This window comes from Cryobacterium tagatosivorans, from assembly GCF_004402215.1.
Classification (GTDB): domain Bacteria; phylum Actinomycetota; class Actinomycetes; order Actinomycetales; family Microbacteriaceae; genus Cryobacterium; species Cryobacterium tagatosivorans.
In genome coordinates this window covers 13,421-33,168 of record NZ_SOEZ01000075.1, presented here as the reverse complement: position 1 = coordinate 33,168, position 19,748 = coordinate 13,421, and the positions used below count along the sequence as shown (strand labels likewise).

Here is a 19,748-nt window from a genome sequence, read left to right as displayed (position 1 = left end):
CAGCTGGCTAAATGGAACGGCCCCACAGCTTACGCGCGCCGGCTGGACGAACACCGCGTCGGGCCTGGTCGGGGCCGGCCCACTCGGCCGGCCAAGTAGTTGACACAAGTCCACTAGGTGAATATGGTTGACCCTTGTCAATTATCAGCGGGAGCACGATGTCAGCCAGCACCACGAAGGGCCGAAAGGCCGCGAAACACCCCGTCCCCACCGACGGAACGATGAGCCACCGCCAGGTGCTGGAGGCCCTCTCCGGCCTCCTGCTCGGCATGTTCGTCGCGATCCTCGCCGGCACGGTCGTCGCCACGTCGCTGCCGCGGATCATCGCGGACCTCAAGGGGGACCAGTCCGCCTACACCTGGGTCGTCACCGCGACCCTCCTCGCCACCGCCGTCAGCACCCCGATCTGGGGCAAGTTCGCCGACCTCTTCAATCGCAAGCTGCTGATCCAGCTGGCCCTGGTGATCTTCGTGGTCGGCTCGGCCCTGGCCGGCCTCTCGCAGGACACCAACACGCTGATCGGGTTCCGCGTGCTGCAGGGCCTCGGCGCCGGCGGCCTTGCGGCGCTCAGCCAGATCATCATGGCGGACATCATCAGCCCGCGCGACCGCGGCAAGTACGCTGGGCTGTTCGGCGGCGTGATGGCCCTCGGCACCGTCGGCGGCCCGCTGCTCGGCGGCGTGGTCACGGATGCGTTCGGCTGGCGCTGGAACTTCTTCATCGCGCTGCCGATCGCCATCGTCGCGATCATCCTGCTGCAGCTGACCCTGCACCTGCCCAAGCGGCCCCAGCGGACCGCCCGCATCGACTACCTCGGCGCCCTGCTCATCGCGGCCGGGGTCTCCCTGCTGCTGATCTGGGTGACCCAGGCCGGCAACCAGTTCGAGTGGGCATCCGGTCAGTCGTTCATCATGGTCGCCGGCGCGGCAGGCCTCCTCATCGCCGCCGTGATCGTTGAGTTCACCGTCAAGGAGCCGATCATCCCGCTCGGCCTGTTCAAGAACCGCACCTTCACCCTGGCGACCGTGGCCAGCCTCTCCGTGGGCGTCGCGATGTTCGGCACCTCCGTGTTCCTGAGCCAGTACATGCAGCTTGCGCGCGGCGCGACCCCCACCCAGTCGGGCCTCCTGACCATCCCGATGATGGGCGGCCTGCTCGTCTCCTCGACCGTCTTCGGCAGCATGGTGAGCCGCACCGGCAAGTGGAAGGCGATCCTGGTCTCCGGGAGCGTGCTCGTCCTCGCCGGCCTGCTGCTGCTCGGCACGCTGCAGTACGACACGAACCTCGTGCTCGTCGGGGTGTACATGTTCGTTCTCGGCGCCGGACTCGGCATGCTGATGCAGAACCTGGTCCTGGTGGTGCAGAACGCCATCGAGGTGAAGAACCTCGGCGTGGCCACCAGCGCGGTGACCTTCTTCCGCAGCATCGGCGGCACGATCGGCGTTTCCGTGCTCGGTTCCGTCCTCGGCAGCACGGTCGCCGCGAAGATCACGGACGGCATCGGCGCCCTGAGCCCCGCCAACCAGGCCGCCGCGGCGAAGGCCCTCGGCGGCGGGGCGATCCCCCACATCTCGGAGCTCCCCGGCGCCATCCGCGTGCTCGTCGAGTCCGCGTACGGCTCGGGCGTCGGCACGGTGTTCCTGTTCGGCGCGCCGCTGGCCGTGGTCACCCTGGTCATGGTCGCGCTGCTGCCCAACCTTCCGCTCGGCCGGAAGAACGCCGTCGAGCTCTCCCACACCGACGAGGCCGCGCACCAGCGTGAGGCCGAGGACACCGAGGACGCGCTGATCGGCGTGAGCGCGGCATCCGTGGCCCTGTCCCCGGTCGGACAGGTGCACCCGACGGGCACGATCGAGGTCGTGAAATGACCACGGCCGAGGCCCTCGCGGAGGTCGAGGAGCAGATGAACATCCTCGCCGGCCTCATCCGGAGGAGCATGCGGGATGCCGCGCTGAGCATCGACCCCGCCCTGCAGCCGTTCGGGCTGAAGGTGCTGCGCCTGCTCTCCCGCTGCGGCCCGACCCATGCGAGCGCCGTCGCCGACACGCTGTCCGTTGACCGCAGCGTCGTCAGCCGGCAGGTGGCCCAGCTCCAGGAGCTCGGCCTGCTGGAGCTCCAGGCCGACCCGAGCGACGGCAGGGCCCGGTTCCTCGCCCTGACGCCCGCGGCGGTGTCGAAGCTGGCCGAGGTGAGCGCCGGCAAGGACGCGGTGGTGAAGCGGCGGCTGGGCACCTGGCCCGAGGAGGACCTGCGGCAGTTCGCCGCCCTGATCGCCCGGCTGAACAGGCCCGACGCACCCGAGCAGGCGGGCTCGCCCTCGCCGCGCTAGTCCTCCACCAGGGGTTGAACTGCGGAGAAAGTACCTTCGTTGGCGCGGGGAAGGGTGTTTCTCCGCAACTCAGTTGTCGGCGGCGCCCTGGCCCTGGCCGAGGGGAAGCGCCACCCGGAACCGGGTGAACCCCTCACGGCTCTCGACGGTGATCTCGCCGCGGTGCGCGGTGACGACGGCCCGGGCGATGGCCAGCCCCAGCCCGGTGCTGCCGGTCCCCCGGAAACGTGAGCTGTCGCCGCGCGCGAACCGCTCGAACAGCGTCGACCGCAGGATCTCCGGGATGCCGGGGCCGTCATCGGTCACCGTCACGACGGCCCGGTCTCCCTCGGCGGCGAGCGCGGTCGTGACGCTCGTGCCGGGAGGCGTGTGCACGCGGGCGTTGGCCAGCAGGTTCGCGAAGACCTGGTGCAGCCGGCTCGCGTCGCCGGTGATCTCGATCGGCTCCTCCGGGAGGTCAAGGTTCCAGACGTGCTCCGGCCCGGCCGCGTGCGCGTCGCTGACCACGTCGACGAGCATGCGGGTGAGGTCCACCGGTTCCCGTTCGAGTTCCCGGCCCTCGTCCAGCCGGGCCAGCAGGAGCAGGTCTTCGACCAGGCCGGTCATCCGGATCGCCTCCGACTCGATCCGGTCCAGCGAGCGGATGGCGTCCGCCGGGAGTTCCTGGCCGCCACGGCGGGTGAGCTCCGCGTACCCGCGGATGGAGGCCAGCGGCGTGCGCAGTTCGTGGCTGGCATCCGCGACGAACTGGCGCACCTTGCTCTCGCTGGCGTGACGCGTTTCCAGTGCGAGGTCGACGTGGTCGAGCATCCGGTTGAGCGCGGAGCCGACCCGGCCGACCTCGGTGCGCGGGTCGGTGTCGGCGGCGGGCACCCGGTCGACGAGGGTGACGGCGCCCCGGTCCAGCGGCAGCTCGGCCACCCTCGCCGCCGTGTCGGTCACCCGGTCGAGCGGACGGAGGGCCAGCCGCACGATCCAGGCCGCCACGACCGCGACGACGAGCAGGCCGATGAGCGAGACCACGCCGATGATCAGCGCCAGCTGTGCGGCGGTGTCGTTCACCGCGGAAAGCGGGTAGCCGACGATGTACAGCGTGCCGGTCCGGCTCGTCTGCGAGACGACCCGGTAGTCCCCGAGTTCTCCGCCGAGATCGATGGTGACCGGCGCCGTCTGGTCGAGGTGCCGGCCGAGGAGCTTGACCTGCTCGGCCGACAGCGACTCGATCTCGCCGCTCTCGTCGTTGGTGTAACCGGCCGTGATCGTGGTGCCGTCGAAGACGAGCGCGAGGGTGCCGGGCGGCTGCGCCGGGCCGCCCAGGATGACGTCGGCCGAGGGGGTGGGCCGAGGGTGTTCTCCATCGCTGTCGCTGTCGCCGTCTCCGCCGAGGACGGCGCTCGACCGGTCGGCCGCCGAGGCCAGGCGCACGTCGAGGCCGTCGAGCAGGGACGCCCGGAGAATCACGACGCTCACCAGCCCGATGGCCAGGCTGACCAGCGCGAGGAGCCCGACGACGGCCAGCACGAGTCGGCGGCGCAGGGTCCAGGGCGCCCGCCCGCGCGGCTCGCCGGTTCGCGGCTTGCGCTGCGCCATCAGGCGGTCTTCAGCATGTAGCCGGCGCCGCGGACGGTGTGGATCATCGGTTCGCGGCCGGCGTCGATCTTCTTGCGCAGGTAGGAAATGTAGATTTCGACGACGGATGACCGGCCGCCGAAGTCGTAGCTCCACACCCGGTCCAGGATCTGCGCCTTGCTCAGCACCCGCCTGGGGTTGCGCATGAGGAAGCGAAGCAGCTCGAATTCGGTGGCGGTCAGCTCGATCGGCTCGCCGGCGCGGAACACCTCGTAGCTGTCTTCGTCGAGCGAGAGGTCGCCGACGGTGATCCGCGGGTCGCTGGAGTCGGCCACGGCGAGGGTGGACCGGCGGATGAGCCCGCGCAGGCGGGCCACGACCTCCTCGAGACTGAACGGCTTGGTGACGTAGTCGTCGCCCCCGGCGGTCAGGCCGGCGATGCGGTCGGAGAGGGCATCCTTCGCGGTCAGGAACAGCACGGGGGTTTCGTGCCCGTCCGCCCGCACCCGCTGCAGCACCTGCAGCCCGTCGATGTCCGGGAGCATGATGTCGAGCACGATGGCGTCGGGCCGGAACTCCCGCGCGATGGTGAGCGCCTGGCGTCCCTCCCCCGCGGTGCGCACCTCCCAGCCCTCGTACCGGAGCGCCATCGAGAGCAAGTCGGTCAGCATCGGCTCGTCGTCGACCACGAGCACCCGGATCGGGCTGCCGTCGGCTTTATGCAGGCGCGGTCCGTGGGACGGGTTCTTCGCGGGCATCGTCATGATTCTCCAAGTATCCAGAGTTTTCTATGAATCAGCTTGGTGAACCCCACGTCCGCGCTGTGAGCCGCGGTCGCCGCCGACGCACAGCCGATTGATAGCCGCGCCACAGAGCCGCGATAGCCGGCGCTCCTAGCTTCGATCCCGGTGGTCGGGACGAGCTCGGCTCCGGAACTGGAGATCCATGTTTACGACCTACCTGCGCCGGAACTCGCCGGCCGCCGAAAGCAGACCGCTATCGTCGCGATCGGCATGGCCCTCGCCATCGCGCTCGTCATCATCGTCAACTCCGTCTCGAGCGGGGTCCGTCTCGCCCAGGCGAACGTGCTCGCATCCGTCTACGGCGTCGGCACGGACATCACCGTGAACCAGACGCCCGCCGCTCCGGGCGAGGGCGAGGATGCCGGGCCGCAGCGCTTCGACTTCGACGCGGCCGACGGGACGACGGCTGACGGCACGACGTCGGTCAGCCGCACCCGGCTCGAAGCCAACCGGGGAACGAGCACGTTCGCCGCCACAGACCTCGCCACCGTCGGGGAGGTGGACAACGTGACGGCCGCCGCGGCCACCCTCTCCCTCACCAACACCACCTTCGACGGCGCGCTGCCGGACCGGACCATCGGACCGCCCGCCGCGGGCGAGGCACCACCGGAGGGCGGTCCGGATGGCGCGGGCGGCAGCTCCTTCAACGTCGACTCCTTCACCGTGCTGGGCCTCGACCCGGCAGACACGGCCGTCGGGCCGCTGTCGGCGATGACGCTCACCGACGGTCGCACGCTGGGCAGCGCGGATGCCGGCGCGAACGTCGTCGTGCTCGACGCCGCCTACGCGACCACGGCGACGCTCGCCGTCGGCGAAACCCTCGCCATCGCCGGCACCGACTTCGCCATCGTCGGCCTCGTGACCTCAGCCTCGGCGGATGCCGCGACAGCCGCCAACGCGTACATCCCCATCGACGTGGCGCAGGCCCTCTCCGGCCTGGCCGGCCAGGTCTCCGACATCTACGTCCAGGCAGCGTCGTCCACCGACATCGCCCAGGTGCAGGCCGATATCGAAGCCGCGCTCCCCGACACGACGGTGAAGACCCAGGCCGAGCTGGCCTCCAGCGTGTCCGGTTCGCTGGCCACGGCATCCGACCTGGCCTCGAACCTGGGCCTCTGGTTGTCGCTGATCGTCCTCGGGGCCGCGTTCCTGATCGCGATCCTGTTCACGATCTCGGGGGTCACCCGCCGCACCCGGGAGTTCGGCACGCTCAAGGCGATCGGCTGGTCCAACGGCCGGATCGTCCGCCAGGTGGCGGGCGAGTCGCTCGTGCAGGGCCTGCTCGGCGGGGCGGCCGGAATCGCCATCGGCCTGGTCGGCATCCTCCTGGTCAACCTCGTCGCGCCGACGTTGAGCGCGGGCGCGACAGCCTCGGCGCAGGCGGCGAGCCCCGGCGGACCCGGCGCCGGCTTCGGCCAGGCCGCGCAGGTCCAGGCTCCGGTCGATATCGCGCTCACCGCGCCGGTCACCGTGTCGGTCATCCTGCTCGCCGCCGGCCTGGCCGTGCTCGGCGGCCTGCTCGCCGGGGCGATCGGCGGCTGGCGCGCCTCCCGACTGCGCCCGGCCGAGGCCCTCCGCAGCCTCGCCTGACAGGCTCCCGCGCCTCGCATGCACACCCGTTCACACACCAGCACAAGGAGAACTCCATGTACGAATTGACCAACGTCACCAAGAAATACCAGCAGGGCGGGCGCACCGTCACCGCGCTGGACGGCGTCAGCCTGACGATTCCCGACGGCCAGCTGGTCGCCATCCAGGGTCCGACAGGCGGGGGCAAGTCCACCCTGCTGCAGATGCTCGGCGCGCTCGACCGGCCCACGGACGGCACGGTCGAGCTGGGGCTCGCGAACCTGTCGAGGCTCGGCGACCGCAAGCTCGGCGACATCCGGGCGAAGGAGATCGGTTTCGTCTTCCAGGGCTTCAACCTGATCCCCACCCTGAGCGCGCAGGAGAACGTCGAAACCGCGCTCGCGCCGCTCGGGGTGACCGCCTCCGAACGCCGGGAGCGCGCGGCCGCCGCCCTGGCCTCCGTGGGGCTCGGCGACCGGCTCACCCACTTGCCCGCCGAGCTGTCGGGAGGCCAGCAGCAGCGCGTGGCCATCGCGCGGGCACTGGTCAAGAACCCGACCGTGCTCCTCGCCGACGAGCCGACCGGGAACCTCGACGAGGACACCCGCGACGAGATCATGGACCTGCTCGAGGGCCTCTGGCGCGCGCAGGGACTCACCCTCGTCGTGGTGACGCACGACACGGCCGTGGCGGCCCGCGCCCAGCGTCGCCTGCAGATCCGGGATGGGGTCGTGCGGGAGGTCGCGTAGCCCGCGCCCGCGGGGAGCGGGCAGAATAGGGGGGTGACGGTCCAGGTGCTCTCCCTCTTCGACGAGGCCGAGCCGCCGTCACCCCGCGGGCCCCTCCTCGCCCCTCATCTCTCCCGCATCGTGGCCGATTCGACCGACCGGGTGGCCTGGCTGCGGGCGCGCAGCCAGGGCATCACGGCGACGGATGCCGCCAAGCTCGCGACCCCGGCATCCGTGCGTAACGCCGCCAGGGACAAGACGCACGGCACCGGCTTCAGCGGCAACACGTTCACCGACCACGGACGCGCCCGGGAACCCGAGATCGCCGCCTGGGTGCTGCGCAACCACGGCATCGAACCCAGCACGAATCTCTTCCACGCGGCCGGCCAGACCCGGCACCTCGCCACGCCGGACGGGGTCGGACACTCCGCGGACGGAATGCTCCAGCTCGCGGAGATCAAGACCACGAGCAAGCCCTGGCGCAGCATCCCGCGCTCGTACCTCCGCCAGGTCTGGTGGCAGCAGTACGTGCTCGGCGCCGAGCGCACGCTCCTCGTCTGGGAGCAGCATCTCGACTTCGTGCCCGTCAGCGCGGAGCCGGAGTGCCGCTGGATCAAGCGCGACGAGGACCAGATCGCGATCCTGGTCGGCTTCGCCAACGACCTGATCGGCATCCTCAACCGCCAGGCCACTCGGTAGGACGCCACCCCCCGCGATGGAGCAGACTGGGGGCATGGGACCTGCCACCGACCTGCCGACCACCATGCGCGCCCTCGTGATCGACCGAACCGGCGACGCCGACGAGCTTCGGCTCGCGGAGGTGCCGATCCCGGTCGCCGTCAGCGACGAGCTCCTCGTGCGCGTCCTCGCGGCCGGGATCAACCCGATCGACGCCAAGACCCGGGCCGGGACGGGCGCCGCGGCCGCCATTGCCGCCTACCCGGCGATCCTCGGCAACGACTTCAGCGGCGTCGTGGTGCGGGCGCCCTATGAGACGTTCCCCCTCCAGCCCGGCGACGAGGTCTACGGCATGGCGCGAGTGCCCCGCACCCCGGGAACCTACGCCGAGTACGTGCCCGTCTCGAGCCTGAGCGTCACCCGCAAGCCCGCCGGCCTCAGCCACATCGAGGCCGCGGCCGTGCCGCTCGCCGCGCTGACCGCCTGGGGCATGGTCGTCGACGTGGCCGCCGCCGCTCCGGGCCAACGGATGCTCATCCACGCCGGCAGCGGCGGCGTCGGTCACTTCGCGGTGCAGTTCGCCAGGGCCTTCGGGGCCCACGTGATTGCCACCGGCTCCACCCGCAACCTCGACTTCCTCGGCGAACTGGGCGCCGACGAGGTCATCGACTACACGACGCAGCGTTTCGAGGAGCACGTGTCGGAGGTCGACACGGTGATCGACCTGATCGGCAACGTGCACGACCAGACCGGGAGCCGGTCGCTCGGCGTGCTGCGTCCGGACGGCCTCCTGGTGAACGCGCCGACCGGGAGCTGGCCGACCGTGGCGGCCGAGGCCCAGGCCGCGGGCGTCCGCGCGACCCACTACAAGGTCGCCCCCGACGCCCGCACCCTGGATCTGGTCACCGAGCTGATCGACGACGGGGCCGTGCGCGTGCACGTCGACCGGGTGTTCGACCTCGCTGAGGGTCCGGACGCGCACCGGCTGCTCGAGCAGGGTCACACCCGCGGCAAGATCGTGCTGCGCGTTTCGCCGGGGGCTTAGCCGGCTCGGACACTGAGCAAACTGGTCCCCCGGCGATCTGGAGCTGCGCGGGCGGCGCGCCGCTGCGCGGGTGGCGCATAGCCCGCGTAGCGGCGCACCGCCCGCGCGTCCTGTCAGAGACGACCCCGGTCCGGGTTCCCGGGACTGCGCCTATTCTTCACCGCGCCGACCACACCCCCGGCGATCATGTAGCCGGCATAGGCGAGGAGCAGCACGGCCGCGCCCGGGACGACCCAGGCCCGGTTCGCGCCGCCGATGACGTTGTTCAGGTAGCCGATCAGCGGGACGGAATACCACAGGCGCCCCCGGACCTGCTCTTCGCGCACCTGCTCGGCATCCGGGTCGCTGTTGTTGTCCCCCTTGAGGGTGAACGTGCGGCCGCCGGTCGACGCGGAGGCGATGGCGATGACCCGGTGGGTGATCACGCCGGGTTGCCCGGACCGGATCTGGTAGGTCACGACGTCGCCGATCCTGAGGTCGCTCGGGTCCACCGGCCGCACGACGATGAGCGTGCCCGGCGGAAGGCGCGGCTCCATCGAGCTGGTCAGGACGGTGAGCGGCTGGCCTCCCGTCGCCTTCGGAACGACGATGAGCAGTACGGCCAGGGCGATGACGAGCAGCAGGAGCGCCCCGCTCAGGGCGAGGCCGATGGAGTGCCAGAGTCCCCGGGCCGGCCGCGCTTCGGTGGGCGGCGGGACGGTGTTTTCGTTCTCGGTGCCGCTCATGACCCGTCCCGCTCGCGCCTGCGTCGGCCGACGACGAAAAACACCCCGGCGCCGACCAGGAGGCCGCCCGCGAGGAGGAGCGGGCCGGTCAAGTCGGCCTCGAGCGTCGGCAGGGAGCCGCCGGGACCCTGGTCCGACTCGATGAGCACGCCATCATCCTCACACGCGGACGGCGGAAACGGGCCGGCTTCCGCGTCGCGCAGGGCGACCATCAACCCGAGGCCCGCGCTCCCCCTCTGCCCGGCGCTGTCGGGCAGGTCGGCCATGGTGAAGGTCAGGACCATCTTGATCGTGGCCCCCGCGGCAAGCGATTGCGAGGGCACCAGGACCTGGCATTGCGACAGCGCGCCCAGCACGGACGACCTCGACGCGTCCGTCCCCGAATCCCAGGCCGACATCATCACCCCGTCGGCGAGCGCGCGGGAGCTCGTGGTCACGTCGCGCGCGCTGACGCGCAGGGCGGCCGGAACCCCGGTCGGGTTCCTGATCCAGAGATCGGTCGAAGCCGACAGCCCCGGCACGAGCATCCCCAGGTCGTCGAAGAGGCCGCCGGCGAGGGCGGCGGAGAAGTGGATGCCGTCGGTGCTGAAGAGCACGTCCGCCGGCGCCGCGGCTGCGCGTTCGGCCGCCCCGCCCGGCACGGTCCCACCTGCGACCAGGGCCGCCGTGATGGCGCAGACGAGCGACACCCCTCGGAGCCGCCGCGTCATCCGGGTGGGCGTCATCGGTCAGGGCACCGCCGTGAAGGTGAAGGTCTGCGAGGCCGCGGCGCTGCAGGTCTTCACCTGGAGCTGGGTGCCCGCGGCCGCGGTGGTCGTGTCGAGGCAGTCGCTGCTCTTGGCGTTGAGGAGGTGGAAGGTTCCGCTTCCGGTTCCCAGCGAGACGACCTGCCACTGCTGGGTGGCGCCGCCGGCATCCGTCGCGAGCGTGACCGGTCCCTTTCCGCTTCCGCCGAGCGAGGTGTCCCAGACGGACGTCGGCGCGGAGCGCGAGACGGACTTGTAGTTCGACCCGCTCACGGCGAATTTCCACGCCTGGTTCGTGCCGCCGGTGCAGAGCTGGACGGTCACGGCCGTGGTCGGGGCCGCGACGCACAGGCCGCCGGCCGGGTTGACGACCCGGTACCACTTGCTGGAATCCAGCCCAAGGGTGGTCACGGTGACCGGCGCAGAGGCGACGGAGACATTGCCGGGCAGGTCGCGGGCCAGCACGGTGTAGCTGTAGGCCTTGCCGACGCTGAGCCCGGTGTCGGTGTACGGGCTCGAGGTGGCCGCCTGGACGAGGACGCCGTCGCGGTAGACGTCGTAGTCCTTCGTTCCGCCGACATCGGTCGACGGCGCCCAGGCGATCGTGGTCTGGGCGTCGGTTGTGGCCGACGCGCTGGGCGCGGCCGGCACGCTCGGGGCGGTCGTGTCGAGGACGCCCTGGGCGACGGTTGCCGAGACGGCGGCCGACCAGCTGCCGACGGTCGAGCTCAGCGCGAGGGTCGCGACCATCGCGCGGCCATCGGTGGCCGCGGCCTGGGCGGCGGTGAGCGACGTCCGCACGCAGTAGAACGCCGAGGCCGAGGCGGCGAGCGTGCCGGTCAGCGGGGGGAGCGTGGTCCAGTTCCAGCCGGGCATCACCGGGGGCGTCGTCGACGCGCCGCAGTCCGCAGCGCCGGCCGAGGCGACCGGCCAGGTCTTGACGAGGGCCGTGGTGGCGAGCGTGGTCGGCGAGAGCGCCCCCAGCGCAAGCGTGTAGCCCGCCGGGATCGTTCCCGTGTTCGTCACGGTGATCGCCCGGGTCACGGCCGGCTGGGCGGGCGAGTACGCGACCGCCAGCTGGGCGAATCCGGCCTGGCTGATTCCGATGGCTCCCGACGAAGCGGATGCCGTGGCGCCGACGGTCAGGGCGGTCCAGCTCCCGGCCGCGAAGCCGTCGAGCAGGAGCCCGAAGTTCGCGGCCGCCTGGCCCTGGCTGACGACGGGCGCGGTCGCCGGCAGGCCCAGGGATACGCAGAGGATGGCGGAGCCATGGGCGGCGACCGATGCTCCGAGGGCCGCACGCGTGGCTGCCGCGAAGGTTCCGGTCCACGTCGGCGTGACGCTGCCGGCCAGGCAGGCGGCTGGTGACGCGGCGATTCCCGCGCCGATGGTGAGCGCCTGGGAGAAGGCGGTCGACGCGGTGGGCGAGGTGAGGCCCGTTACCCGCAGGAAGAGCGGGACGTCGCCCGCGTTGGTGACCGTCGCCGTGCCGAACGTCGTCAGGCCCGGGTACAGCGGGGTCGTCGACATGGCGACGGGAGATACCGTGAGGGCAGCCGTTCCGGAGGTGATCGTCGCCGCCGATGCGGTGGACGCGCTCGAGCTGAGCAGCGCGTAGGTGCCGCCGGCCAGGGCCACGGCCAGGCAGATGACGGCGGAGAACGACACGATGGACGTGAACATCGACCGGATCGAGAGGATCCCGGCCAGCGGTGTTTCCGGCATTCGCGACATCCCCTTCCGCGAGGCGAGAGACGAGAGGTGGTGCTGGACACAGGGGTGTGCCCGCCGTCGGGTCGGCGGGTACACGGGCCCTGGCTAGGAGGTCTGGTTCAGCGTCACATTGAGATCGTTGAGCTTGACGGATCCGAGCTGGGCGTCATTGCCGGCGCCGCTGGGGAAGGTGAGGGTGACGGTCACCGTCACCACCGAGGTCCCCGCGTTGACGGAGTAGGACGGGGAGGTGCCGGAGATGCCGGCCCCGGTTGCCGTGGCGGCGATCGTGGCGGTGCTGGTGAGGTAGCTGGTCAGCGCCAGGTCTTCCGCGTCGAGGGCCACCGTCGGGCTGATCGAAGCCGGGTCGAGGGTCAGCGTGGCCAGGAGGTTGTCGCCGGACGCCGTGACATTCATCGTCTTCGTGTAGGCGAGCACGTCGCCGGGGACGGCCTTGAAACCGCTGAGGGTCCCCTGGGCAACTCCGTTGACGGTCCAGGAGCCGGCCGCCACGGTCGGGGTGACGTCGAGGCTGCCGGCGACGATCGTTCCGCCGGCCACGGCTGCGGAATCGTTCCAGAGCGCGAACGTGCCGGCGCCGCCGAGAAGGAGGGCCACGCCGGCAGCGCCGGCAATCGCACCTACGAGGAGCTTGTTCATGGACTTCCTTTCGCGACATGTGGATGCCGTGGGCTGCAGGGTGGGTGAGCTGTGCGTAAGAACCCTAGATGGGACAGACAGATTCGTCTGTCCCTGCTCCACCCCCAGAGAGAGGCACGCCCTGCCCCCTTTCCGGGGCGCCCTTTGCCCGGTCGCGACGGGGCCGTTAACCGCCCATGGTCCAGACTGGAAGCCGACAAGGAGGACACGGATGCCACATCCCCAGGCCGCGCTGCCGGGCGGAAGCGCCGACGCTCCCTCCGTCATCTGGTTCCGTGACGACCTCCGGGTCGGCGACAACCCGGCCCTCCACGCAGCGATCCAGCGCGGCCGCCCCATCGTGGGCGTCTTCGTGCTCGACGAGGAGTCGCCCGGCTTCCGCGCACTCGGCGGGGCGTCCCTCTGGTGGCTGCATCGGAGTCTCCTCTCGCTCGCGGCCTCGTTGGAGGGGCTGGGCGCCCGCCTGATCCTGCGCAGCGGTCCCGCCGAGTCGGTGATCACCGCACTCACCGCGTCCGTCGGTGCCGGCGCGGTGTTCTGGAACCGGCGCTACGGTGCGGCCGAACGCGAGGTGGACACCCGCATCAAGGCGGGCCTGCGCGCCGGCGGCGTCGAGACCGAGAGCTTCGCCGGCTCGCTTCTGTTCGAGCCGTGGACGATCCGCACCGGCCAGGACCGGCCGTACTCGGTGTTCACGCCGTTCTGGCGGGCCTGCACCTCCGGGCCCCCGCCGCGGATGCCGTACCCGGCGCCGCGGAAAATCCCCGGCTGGGGCGGGGCGATGGCGTCCGACGGGCTGGCGGACTGGGCGCTCGAGCCGACGCGGCCGGACTGGGCGGCCGGCCTGCGCTCGGAGTGGGAGCCGGGCGAGGCATCCGCGCGCGCCTTGCTCGACACGTTCCTGCGGGACGCCCTCGACGACTACGCCGACGCGCGCGACCTGCCGGCGGAGCCCGCGACCTCACGCCTGGCGCCGCACCTGCGCTGGGGCGAGATCAGCCCGTACCAGGTCTGGCACGCGGCCGATGCGGCCAGGGCCGGGGCCACCGGCCGCGCCGCGGCGAGCGCGACCCGGTTCCTCACCGAGCTGGGTTGGCGGGAGTTCTGCTACCACACGCTCTTCCACGCGCCGGAGCTGGCCTCGGTCAACATCCGGCGAGAGTTCGACGCCTTCCCCTGGCCACCCCTGGACGATCGCGCCCTCCGGGCCTGGCAGCAGGGGCGCACCGGGTTCCCGCTCGTCGACGCGGGCATGCGGGAGCTGTGGCGCACTGGAAGCATGCACAACCGGGTGCGCATGGTCGTCGCCTCCTTCCTCACCAAGAACCTGCTGATCGACTGGCGCGAGGGCGAACGCTGGTTCTGGGACACCCTCGTCGACGCCGACCCGGCGAGCAACCCGTTCAACTGGCAGTGGGTCGCGGGCTCCGGCGCCGACGCCGCGCCCTACTTCCGGGTGTTCAACCCGGATCTGCAGGCGGCGAAATTCGACCCGCAGGGCGAGTACATCCGCGCCAACGTGCCGGAGTGGGGCACGGATGCCTACCCGGCGCCGATCGTCGACCTCGGCGACACGAGGCGGGCGGCCCTGGCCGCCTACGACCAGGTGAAGAGGACGAAGGCGGCCGCCACGGCGGACGCGGACCCTCGAGGCTAGACCGCGCGCTCCAGCACGAAGTCGTTTTCGTACTCACCGCCGACGAGGAAACGCTTCCGCCCCACGACCCGGAAGCCGTGCTTCTCGTAGAAACGGAGGGCGCGCGCGTTGAGCTGGTTCACGCCGAGCCACACGCCGGCGGCCCCACGCCCGCGGGCCGCGTCCAGGGTCGCCCCCATCAGGGTCGCGGCGGCGCCTCCGCCATGCGCCTCGGCGCGCAGGTAGAACTTGCTCAGCTCCACGGTCGGGCGAATGCCGACGGCGGAATGCGCATCCGCATCGGTCGGCTCCCCGAACACGAGCATCGTGTAGCCGACCAGCGCTCCCCCGGCTTCGGCGACGAGGACGACCCGGTCGGGATCGGCGAGGTACGCGTCGAAGTTGCCTTCGGAGAGCACGTCCCGCAGGAACTCGGCGATGGCCGCGGCCGTGGTGTGCGGCGGGCAGGCGAGGGGGAAGGTCACGGCGGCCAGATCGGCCAGCCCCGCGGCATCCGCCTCCCCCGCCGCCCGGATCGTCACGGTCATCCCGCCAGCCTACCCAGCACGAACCGCCCCGCCGCGCGCCGCACCCCCTGTCCCGAATCCGGGACAGGGGGTGCGGAGCGGACGAGCCGGGTCAGAGGAAGCGGGCGTAGGCGCCGACCGTCAGGAAGGTCGGGAACTCCGGCTCCAGCGCGGCGGTGCGGAACACCTCGAGGGCATCGTCGAAGCGGTCGCCCGGCGTGCGCTCGAGTCCGGCGAACACCTCGGCCACCAGCTCCTCGACCCAGGGGCGGTCGATCCGGCGCCCCTCGGCGGTGACCGAGTTGTCGTGGATCCACTGCCAGATCTGCGAGCGGGAGATCTCGGCCGTGGCCGCGTCCTCCATCAGGTTATCGATCGCGGCCGCGCCGACTCCACGCAGCCAGGATTCGATGTAGCGCAGCGCGATGATGACGTTGCCGCGCACGCCGGCCTCGCTGATCTGGCCGCCGATGGATTCCACGTCGAGCAGCTGCGCGGCCGTCACGACGACCTCGTCACGCGTGCGCTCGAGCTGGTTCGGCCGGTCGCCGAGCACCCGGTCGAACTCCGCCCGGGCGGTCGGGATGAGGTCCGGGTGTGCGACCCAGGTGCCGTCGAAGCCGTCGGTGGCCTCGCGGCGCTTGTCCGCGGAAACCTGTTCGAGGGCCTGGGCGGTGACCGCCGGGTCGCGCCGGTTCGGGATGAAGGCGCTCATTCCGCCGATGGCATACGCCCCGCGCTGGTGGCAGGTGGACACCAGCAGTTCCGTGTACGCCCGCATGAACGGCACGGTCATGGTGATCTGCTTGCGGTCAGGGAAGACGAACCGGCGTCCGCGGGCGCGGAACGTCTTGATGATGCTGAAGATGTAGTCCCAGCGGCCGGCGTTGAGTCCGGCGCAGTGGTCCCGCAGTTCGTAGAGGATCTCCTCCATCTCGAACGCCGCCTGGATCGTCTCGATCAGCACGGTCGCTCGGATCGTGCCGTGCCCGATGTTCAGGTGGTCCTCGGCGTGGCTGAAGATGTCGTTCCAGAGACGCGCCTCGCGGTGGCTCTCGAGCTTCGGCAGGTAGAAGTACGGGCCGGAGCCGGAGCCGATCAGCTTGCGGGCGTTGTGGAAGATGTACAGGCCGAAGTCGACGAGGCTGCCGGACGCCGCCATCCGGCGGTTGGCGCGGTCGACGAAGGTGAGGTTCTTCTCGACCAGGTGCCAGCCGCGGGGACGCATCACGATCGTGGGGGTCGCCTCGGCGGTGACCGTGTATTCCTTGCCCTCGGGGCTGGTGAAGCTGAGCTGCCCGCGCACGGCGTCGAACAGGGTGAGCTGGCCCTCGATGACGTTGGCCCAGGTGGGGCTCGTGGCATCCTCCTGGTCGGCCAGCCAGACCTTGGCGCCGGAGTTCAGGGCGTTGATCGCCATCTTGCGGTCGGTGGGTCCGGTGATCTCGACGCGGCGGTCTTCGAGCCCGGGGCCGGCGCCGGCGACGGTCCAGTTCGGGTCGCGGCGGATGTGCGCCGTCTCACTGAGGAAGCGGGGGTCCCGGCCGTTCGCGGCGTCGACGCGCGTCTGCAGCCGGGCGGCGAGCAGGTCGTGGCGGGTGCCGGCGAAGCGGTCGTGCAGTTCGGCGATGAACTCGAGCGCCTCCGGGGTGAGGATCTCGTCGTAGCGGGGACCGAGGTCGCCGGTGATCTCGAGGTGCGGGCGGATGGTCGCGAAGCTGCCGGTGTTCGTCGTGGTGCGCTGCGGGCGTTCGATCGTTGACCGGGGTGAGGTGTTCATGGTCTTTCTCCTTGACAGGTAGTGGGTCCGTTGAGCTGGGTGCCGCGCAGCTGGGTGCCGCTGAGCTGGGTGCCTCGGTATGCGTCGTTATGCGTCGTTGCGGTGGCTTGATCCCACTCTGGAGCCCGCGCACCCCCACCGACCCGGAATGATCCGCAGAAGAAATGTGTTTCTTCTGTTTGCCAGAACTATTCGGCTCGTGTGACCATGAAGCATGGTCATCGCAGATCGCATCCCCTCTCCCACCTTCCCCGCGGATCCCGCCGAGGAGGCGGAGCTCGACGCCCTCACGCTGGGCCGGCGCATCCGTGACCTCCGCACGGCTCGCAAGATGACGCTCGACGCGCTCGCGACGGCCATCGACCGGGCGCCGTCCCAGGTGTCGATGATCGAGAACGGGAAGCGGGAACCGCGGCTGTCGATGCTGCGCACGATTGCCACCGCGCTCGAAACGACCGTGGACGAACTGCTCAGGACGGATGCGCCGTCGGAGCGGGCCGCGCTGGAAATCGCGGTCGAACGGGCCCAGCGCGGACCGGTCTTCACCGCCCTCGGGCTGCCGCGCATCCGTGTCAGCAAGGGTCAGAGCGACGAAACGTTGCAGACCCTGCTGACCCTGCACAACGAAATCGAGCGGCTGCACCGGGAACGGGCCGCGACTCCCGAAGAGGCCAGGCGCGCCAACGCCGAGCTCCGGGCGACGATGCGTTCGCGCGACAACTACTTCCCCGAGCTGGAAGCGCAGGCCGTCGACCTGCTGGCCGCGGTCGGCCACACGGGCGGCCCGGTCTCCCACCAGGTGGTTGCCGACATGGCTACCCACCTAGGCTATTCCCTGCACTACGTGGGCGACCTGCCGCATTCCACCCGCTCGGTGACCGACAAGCGGAACGGGCGGATCTACCTGCCGACCAAGCAGTCGGCGTCCAGGGACTCCCGCTCGCCGATCCTCCAGGCCTTCGCCAGCCTCCTCTGCGGGCACGACGAGCCCGGAAGTTATGCCGAATTTCTCCGCCAGCGGGTGGAGACCAACTACCTGACCGCCGCCATCCTGCTCCCGGAGAAGGACACGGTGAAGCTGCTCACCGAGGCGAAGAACCTGCGGCGCATCTCGATGGAGGACCTCCGGGACGCCTTTGCCGTGTCCTACGAGACGGCCGCGCACCGTTTCACCAACCTCGCGACGGCGAGGCTCGGCATCCCCGTGCACTTCATGAAGGTGCACGAATCGGGCACGATCATCAAGGCCTACGAGAATGACGCGGTGCGCTTCCCGAGCGACGCGCTCGGGGCGATCGAAGGCACGACCGTCTGCCGCAACTGGACGGCCAGGACCGTGTTCGAGGTCGAGGACCGGTTCAGTCCCTGGTACCAGTACACGGACACCCCGAGCGGCACCTTCTGGTGCACCTCCCGGATCGAGAAGGCGAAGGAGGGCGAGTATTCGGTCAGCGTCGGCGTGCCGTTCTCGCACGTCAAGTGGTTCCGCGGGCGCGAGACCACCAACCGCGCGGTGTCGCTCTGCCCGGATGAGACCTGCTGCCGCCGCGCGCCCTCCAACCTCGCCGAGAAGTGGTCCGGGCAGTCCTGGCCGGCCGCGCGCACGCCGACGAGCCTGCTCGCCGCGCTGCCCACCGGCACCTTCCCGGGAGTGGACCAGACCGAGGTCTACGAGTTCCTGGAATCGCACTCTCCCCGGTAAACCCGGCGGAAGCCTGCCGCGTGGTGGCAGGATGAACGCGTGGCAGCACCGCCACCGAAGAAGGAGCCCCCCGTGGGAAGCACGATTTTCGAACGGGCCCGGCCCGCCGCATCCGTCATCGCCCAATCCCTCGGCGACACCAGGCACGCGCCGTTCTGGCTCGACGACATCGCCCCTCAGCCGCGGCATCCCCGGCTCTCGGCGGACCTGGACTGCGACCTCGCGGTCGTCGGCGCCGGATACCTCGGCCTCTGGACCGCCCTCATCGCCAAGCAGCAGGATCCCGGCGCCCGGGTGGTGCTGCTCGAGGCGCGAACCGTCGGCTGGGCAGCATCCGGGCGGAACGGCGGCTTCTGCGAGGCGAGCCTGACCCACGGCGAGGAGAACGGCCGCAGCCGCTGGCCGAACGAGATCGACCGGCTGAACGAACTCGGACTGACGAACCTCGACGAGATCGAGCGGAGCGTCACCGACCTCGGGCTCGACTGCGACTTCGAGCGCACCGGGGCCATCGACCTCGCCATCGAGGAGCACCAGGTGGACTGGCTGAGGGAGGAACCGACCGGCGCCGACACCGTCTTCCTCGATGCCGCGGCCGTGCGCCGGGAGGTCGACTCGCCCACCTACCTGGCTGGGCTCTGGCACCGGCGCAGCAACGCCCTCGTGCACCCCGGCAAACTGGCGGCCGAACTCGCCCGGGTCGCGACGGAACTCGGCGTCGAAATCTTCGAACACACCCCCGTGCGGCGGCTCGACAGCGCGGGCCTCGGCCCGGCCCAGGGCAGCAACCTGGTCACGCCGTCGGGCACCGTCCGGGCCCGGAAGACCGCGCTGGCCACGAACGTCTTCCCGTCGCTGCTCAAGCGCAACCGCCTGTCCACCGTGCCCGTCTACGACTACGTGCTGATGACCGAGCCGCTCAGCGCCGAGCAGCTCGCCTCGATCGGCTGGCAGCACCGGCAGGGCCTGAGCGACCTTGCCAACCAGTTCCACTACTACCGGCTCAGCGCCGACAACCGCATCCTCTTCGGCGGCTACGACGCGATCTATCACTACGGCGCGCGGGTCCGGAGCGAGTACGAGAACCGCCCGGCGAGCTACGAGCGGCTCGCGAGCCACTTCTTCACCACCTTCCCGCAGCTGGCCGGCCTCCGGTTCAGCCACCGCTGGGCGGGCGCGATCGACACCTCCACCCGGTTCTGCGCCTTCTTCGGAACCGCCCGCGGCGGCCGTATCGCCTACGCGGCCGGCTTCACCGGCCTGGGCGTGGGCGCGACCCACTTCGCGGCGAAGGTCATGCTCGACCAGCTCGCCGGGCGGCAGACCGAGCGCACGCAGCTGGAGATGGTGCGCGGCCGCGCGCTCCCCTTCCCGCCCGAGCCGATCGCGTCGATGGGCATCCAGACGACGCGGTGGTCGCTCGACCGCGCCGACCACAACGGCGGACGCCGCAACGTGATCCTGAAGACGCTCGACGCCCTCGGCCTCGGCTTCGACTCCTAGCCGCCCCTCAGCCCACCGACCAACGGAGACAACGG

The 19,748-nt window shown here is 70.9% G+C and carries 17 protein-coding genes; 9 read left to right on the top strand and 8 right to left on the bottom strand.

Features of this window, described 5'->3' with window-relative positions; all coding sequences use genetic code 11:
* Positions 1–158 precede the first annotated feature (158 nt).
* Both E3O23_RS15380 and E3O23_RS15375 read left to right on the top strand, forming a co-directional pair.
* Entirely contained in the window at positions 159–1,868 is a 1,710-nt protein-coding gene (locus E3O23_RS15380; protein WP_420897676.1) for an MDR family MFS transporter, read from the top strand.
* Positions 1,865–2,329, top strand: coding sequence for a MarR family winged helix-turn-helix transcriptional regulator (locus tag E3O23_RS15375; RefSeq protein ID WP_134492508.1), 465 nt, complete (start codon positions 1,865–1,867; stop codon positions 2,327–2,329). The genes E3O23_RS15380 and E3O23_RS15375 overlap by 4 nt, the downstream gene beginning before the upstream one ends.
* A 69-nt stretch (positions 2,330–2,398) precedes the next feature.
* Here the strand turns inward: E3O23_RS15375 and E3O23_RS15370 are convergent, their stop codons facing one another.
* Together E3O23_RS15370 and E3O23_RS15365 are read right to left on the bottom strand one after the other, a co-directional pair.
* The gene (locus E3O23_RS15370) at positions 2,399–3,919 is read right to left on the bottom strand and encodes a sensor histidine kinase (RefSeq protein ID WP_134492506.1); all 1,521 of its coding nucleotides are present in this window, start codon (positions 3,917–3,919) and stop codon (positions 2,399–2,401) included.
* A complete protein-coding gene (locus E3O23_RS15365) occupies positions 3,919–4,662 on the bottom strand; it encodes a response regulator transcription factor (RefSeq protein ID WP_134492504.1) in 744 nt (247 codons plus the stop codon). The genes E3O23_RS15370 and E3O23_RS15365 overlap by 1 nt, the downstream gene beginning before the upstream one ends.
* A gap of 144 nt (positions 4,663–4,806) precedes the next feature.
* Here E3O23_RS15365 and E3O23_RS15360 point away from each other — a divergent pair, with 144 nt between their 5' ends.
* The 4 genes from E3O23_RS15360 to E3O23_RS15345 are packed head-to-tail and all read left to right on the top strand — an operon-like array spanning position 4,807 to position 8,721.
* Positions 4,807–6,291 (top strand): ABC transporter permease, encoded by a 1,485-nt coding sequence (locus E3O23_RS15360; RefSeq protein ID WP_338145313.1) that lies wholly within the window; start codon positions 4,807–4,809, stop codon positions 6,289–6,291.
* 56 nt (positions 6,292–6,347) lie between these two features.
* On the top strand, positions 6,348–7,019 hold the full coding sequence (locus tag E3O23_RS15355; protein ID WP_134492502.1) for an ABC transporter ATP-binding protein: 672 nt from the start codon (positions 6,348–6,350) through the stop codon (positions 7,017–7,019).
* Positions 7,020–7,052: 33 nt separating this feature from the next.
* Positions 7,053–7,697, top strand: a complete 645-nt coding sequence (locus E3O23_RS15350) for a YqaJ viral recombinase family protein (RefSeq protein WP_134492500.1) — start codon at positions 7,053–7,055, stop codon at positions 7,695–7,697.
* Between the two features lie 34 nt (positions 7,698–7,731).
* Positions 7,732–8,721 (top strand): NADP-dependent oxidoreductase, encoded by a 990-nt coding sequence (locus E3O23_RS15345; RefSeq protein WP_241983502.1) that lies wholly within the window; start codon positions 7,732–7,734, stop codon positions 8,719–8,721.
* A gap of 113 nt (positions 8,722–8,834) precedes the next feature.
* Here the strand turns inward: E3O23_RS15345 and E3O23_RS15340 are convergent, their stop codons facing one another.
* The 4 genes from E3O23_RS15340 to E3O23_RS15325 form a co-directional block, all read right to left on the bottom strand.
* A complete protein-coding gene (locus E3O23_RS15340) occupies positions 8,835–9,446 on the bottom strand; it encodes a signal peptidase I (RefSeq protein ID WP_134492498.1) in 612 nt (203 codons plus the stop codon).
* Positions 9,443–10,171: a hypothetical protein gene (locus E3O23_RS15335; protein ID WP_134492496.1), complete on the bottom strand. Its 729-nt coding sequence runs from the start codon at positions 10,169–10,171 to the stop codon at positions 9,443–9,445. Before E3O23_RS15335 ends, E3O23_RS15340 begins: the two co-directional genes overlap by 4 nt.
* A 3-nt stretch (positions 10,172–10,174) precedes the next feature.
* Positions 10,175–11,917 (bottom strand): RICIN domain-containing protein, encoded by a 1,743-nt coding sequence (locus E3O23_RS15330; RefSeq protein ID WP_134492494.1) that lies wholly within the window; start codon positions 11,915–11,917, stop codon positions 10,175–10,177.
* Between the two features lie 93 nt (positions 11,918–12,010).
* Positions 12,011–12,565, bottom strand: coding sequence for an alternate-type signal peptide domain-containing protein (locus E3O23_RS15325; protein WP_134492492.1), 555 nt, complete (start codon positions 12,563–12,565; stop codon positions 12,011–12,013).
* A gap of 211 nt (positions 12,566–12,776) precedes the next feature.
* On the opposite strand from E3O23_RS15325, the gene E3O23_RS15320 reads away from it, so the two are divergent.
* Entirely contained in the window at positions 12,777–14,222 is a 1,446-nt protein-coding gene (locus E3O23_RS15320; protein WP_134492490.1) for a cryptochrome/photolyase family protein, read from the top strand.
* Here the strand turns inward: E3O23_RS15320 and E3O23_RS15315 are convergent.
* Together E3O23_RS15315 and aceB are read right to left on the bottom strand one after the other, a co-directional pair.
* A complete protein-coding gene (locus E3O23_RS15315) occupies positions 14,219–14,749 on the bottom strand; it encodes a GNAT family N-acetyltransferase (RefSeq protein WP_134492488.1) in 531 nt (176 codons plus the stop codon). The two genes, E3O23_RS15320 and E3O23_RS15315, sit on opposite strands and share 4 nt — an antisense overlap.
* A 91-nt stretch (positions 14,750–14,840) precedes the next feature.
* Positions 14,841–16,508, bottom strand: coding sequence for a malate synthase A (gene aceB / locus E3O23_RS15310; protein ID WP_134492486.1), 1,668 nt, complete (start codon positions 16,506–16,508; stop codon positions 14,841–14,843).
* Positions 16,509–16,722: 214 nt separating this feature from the next.
* On the opposite strand from aceB, the gene E3O23_RS15305 reads away from it, so the two are divergent.
* Both E3O23_RS15305 and E3O23_RS15300 read left to right on the top strand, forming a co-directional pair.
* Positions 16,723–18,210 (top strand): helix-turn-helix transcriptional regulator, encoded by a 1,488-nt coding sequence (locus tag E3O23_RS15305; RefSeq protein WP_134492484.1) that lies wholly within the window; start codon positions 16,723–16,725, stop codon positions 18,208–18,210.
* Between the two features lie 72 nt (positions 18,211–18,282).
* A complete protein-coding gene (locus E3O23_RS15300) occupies positions 18,283–19,713 on the top strand; it encodes an NAD(P)/FAD-dependent oxidoreductase (protein ID WP_134492482.1) in 1,431 nt (476 codons plus the stop codon).
* Positions 19,714–19,748: the final 35 nt, after the last annotated feature.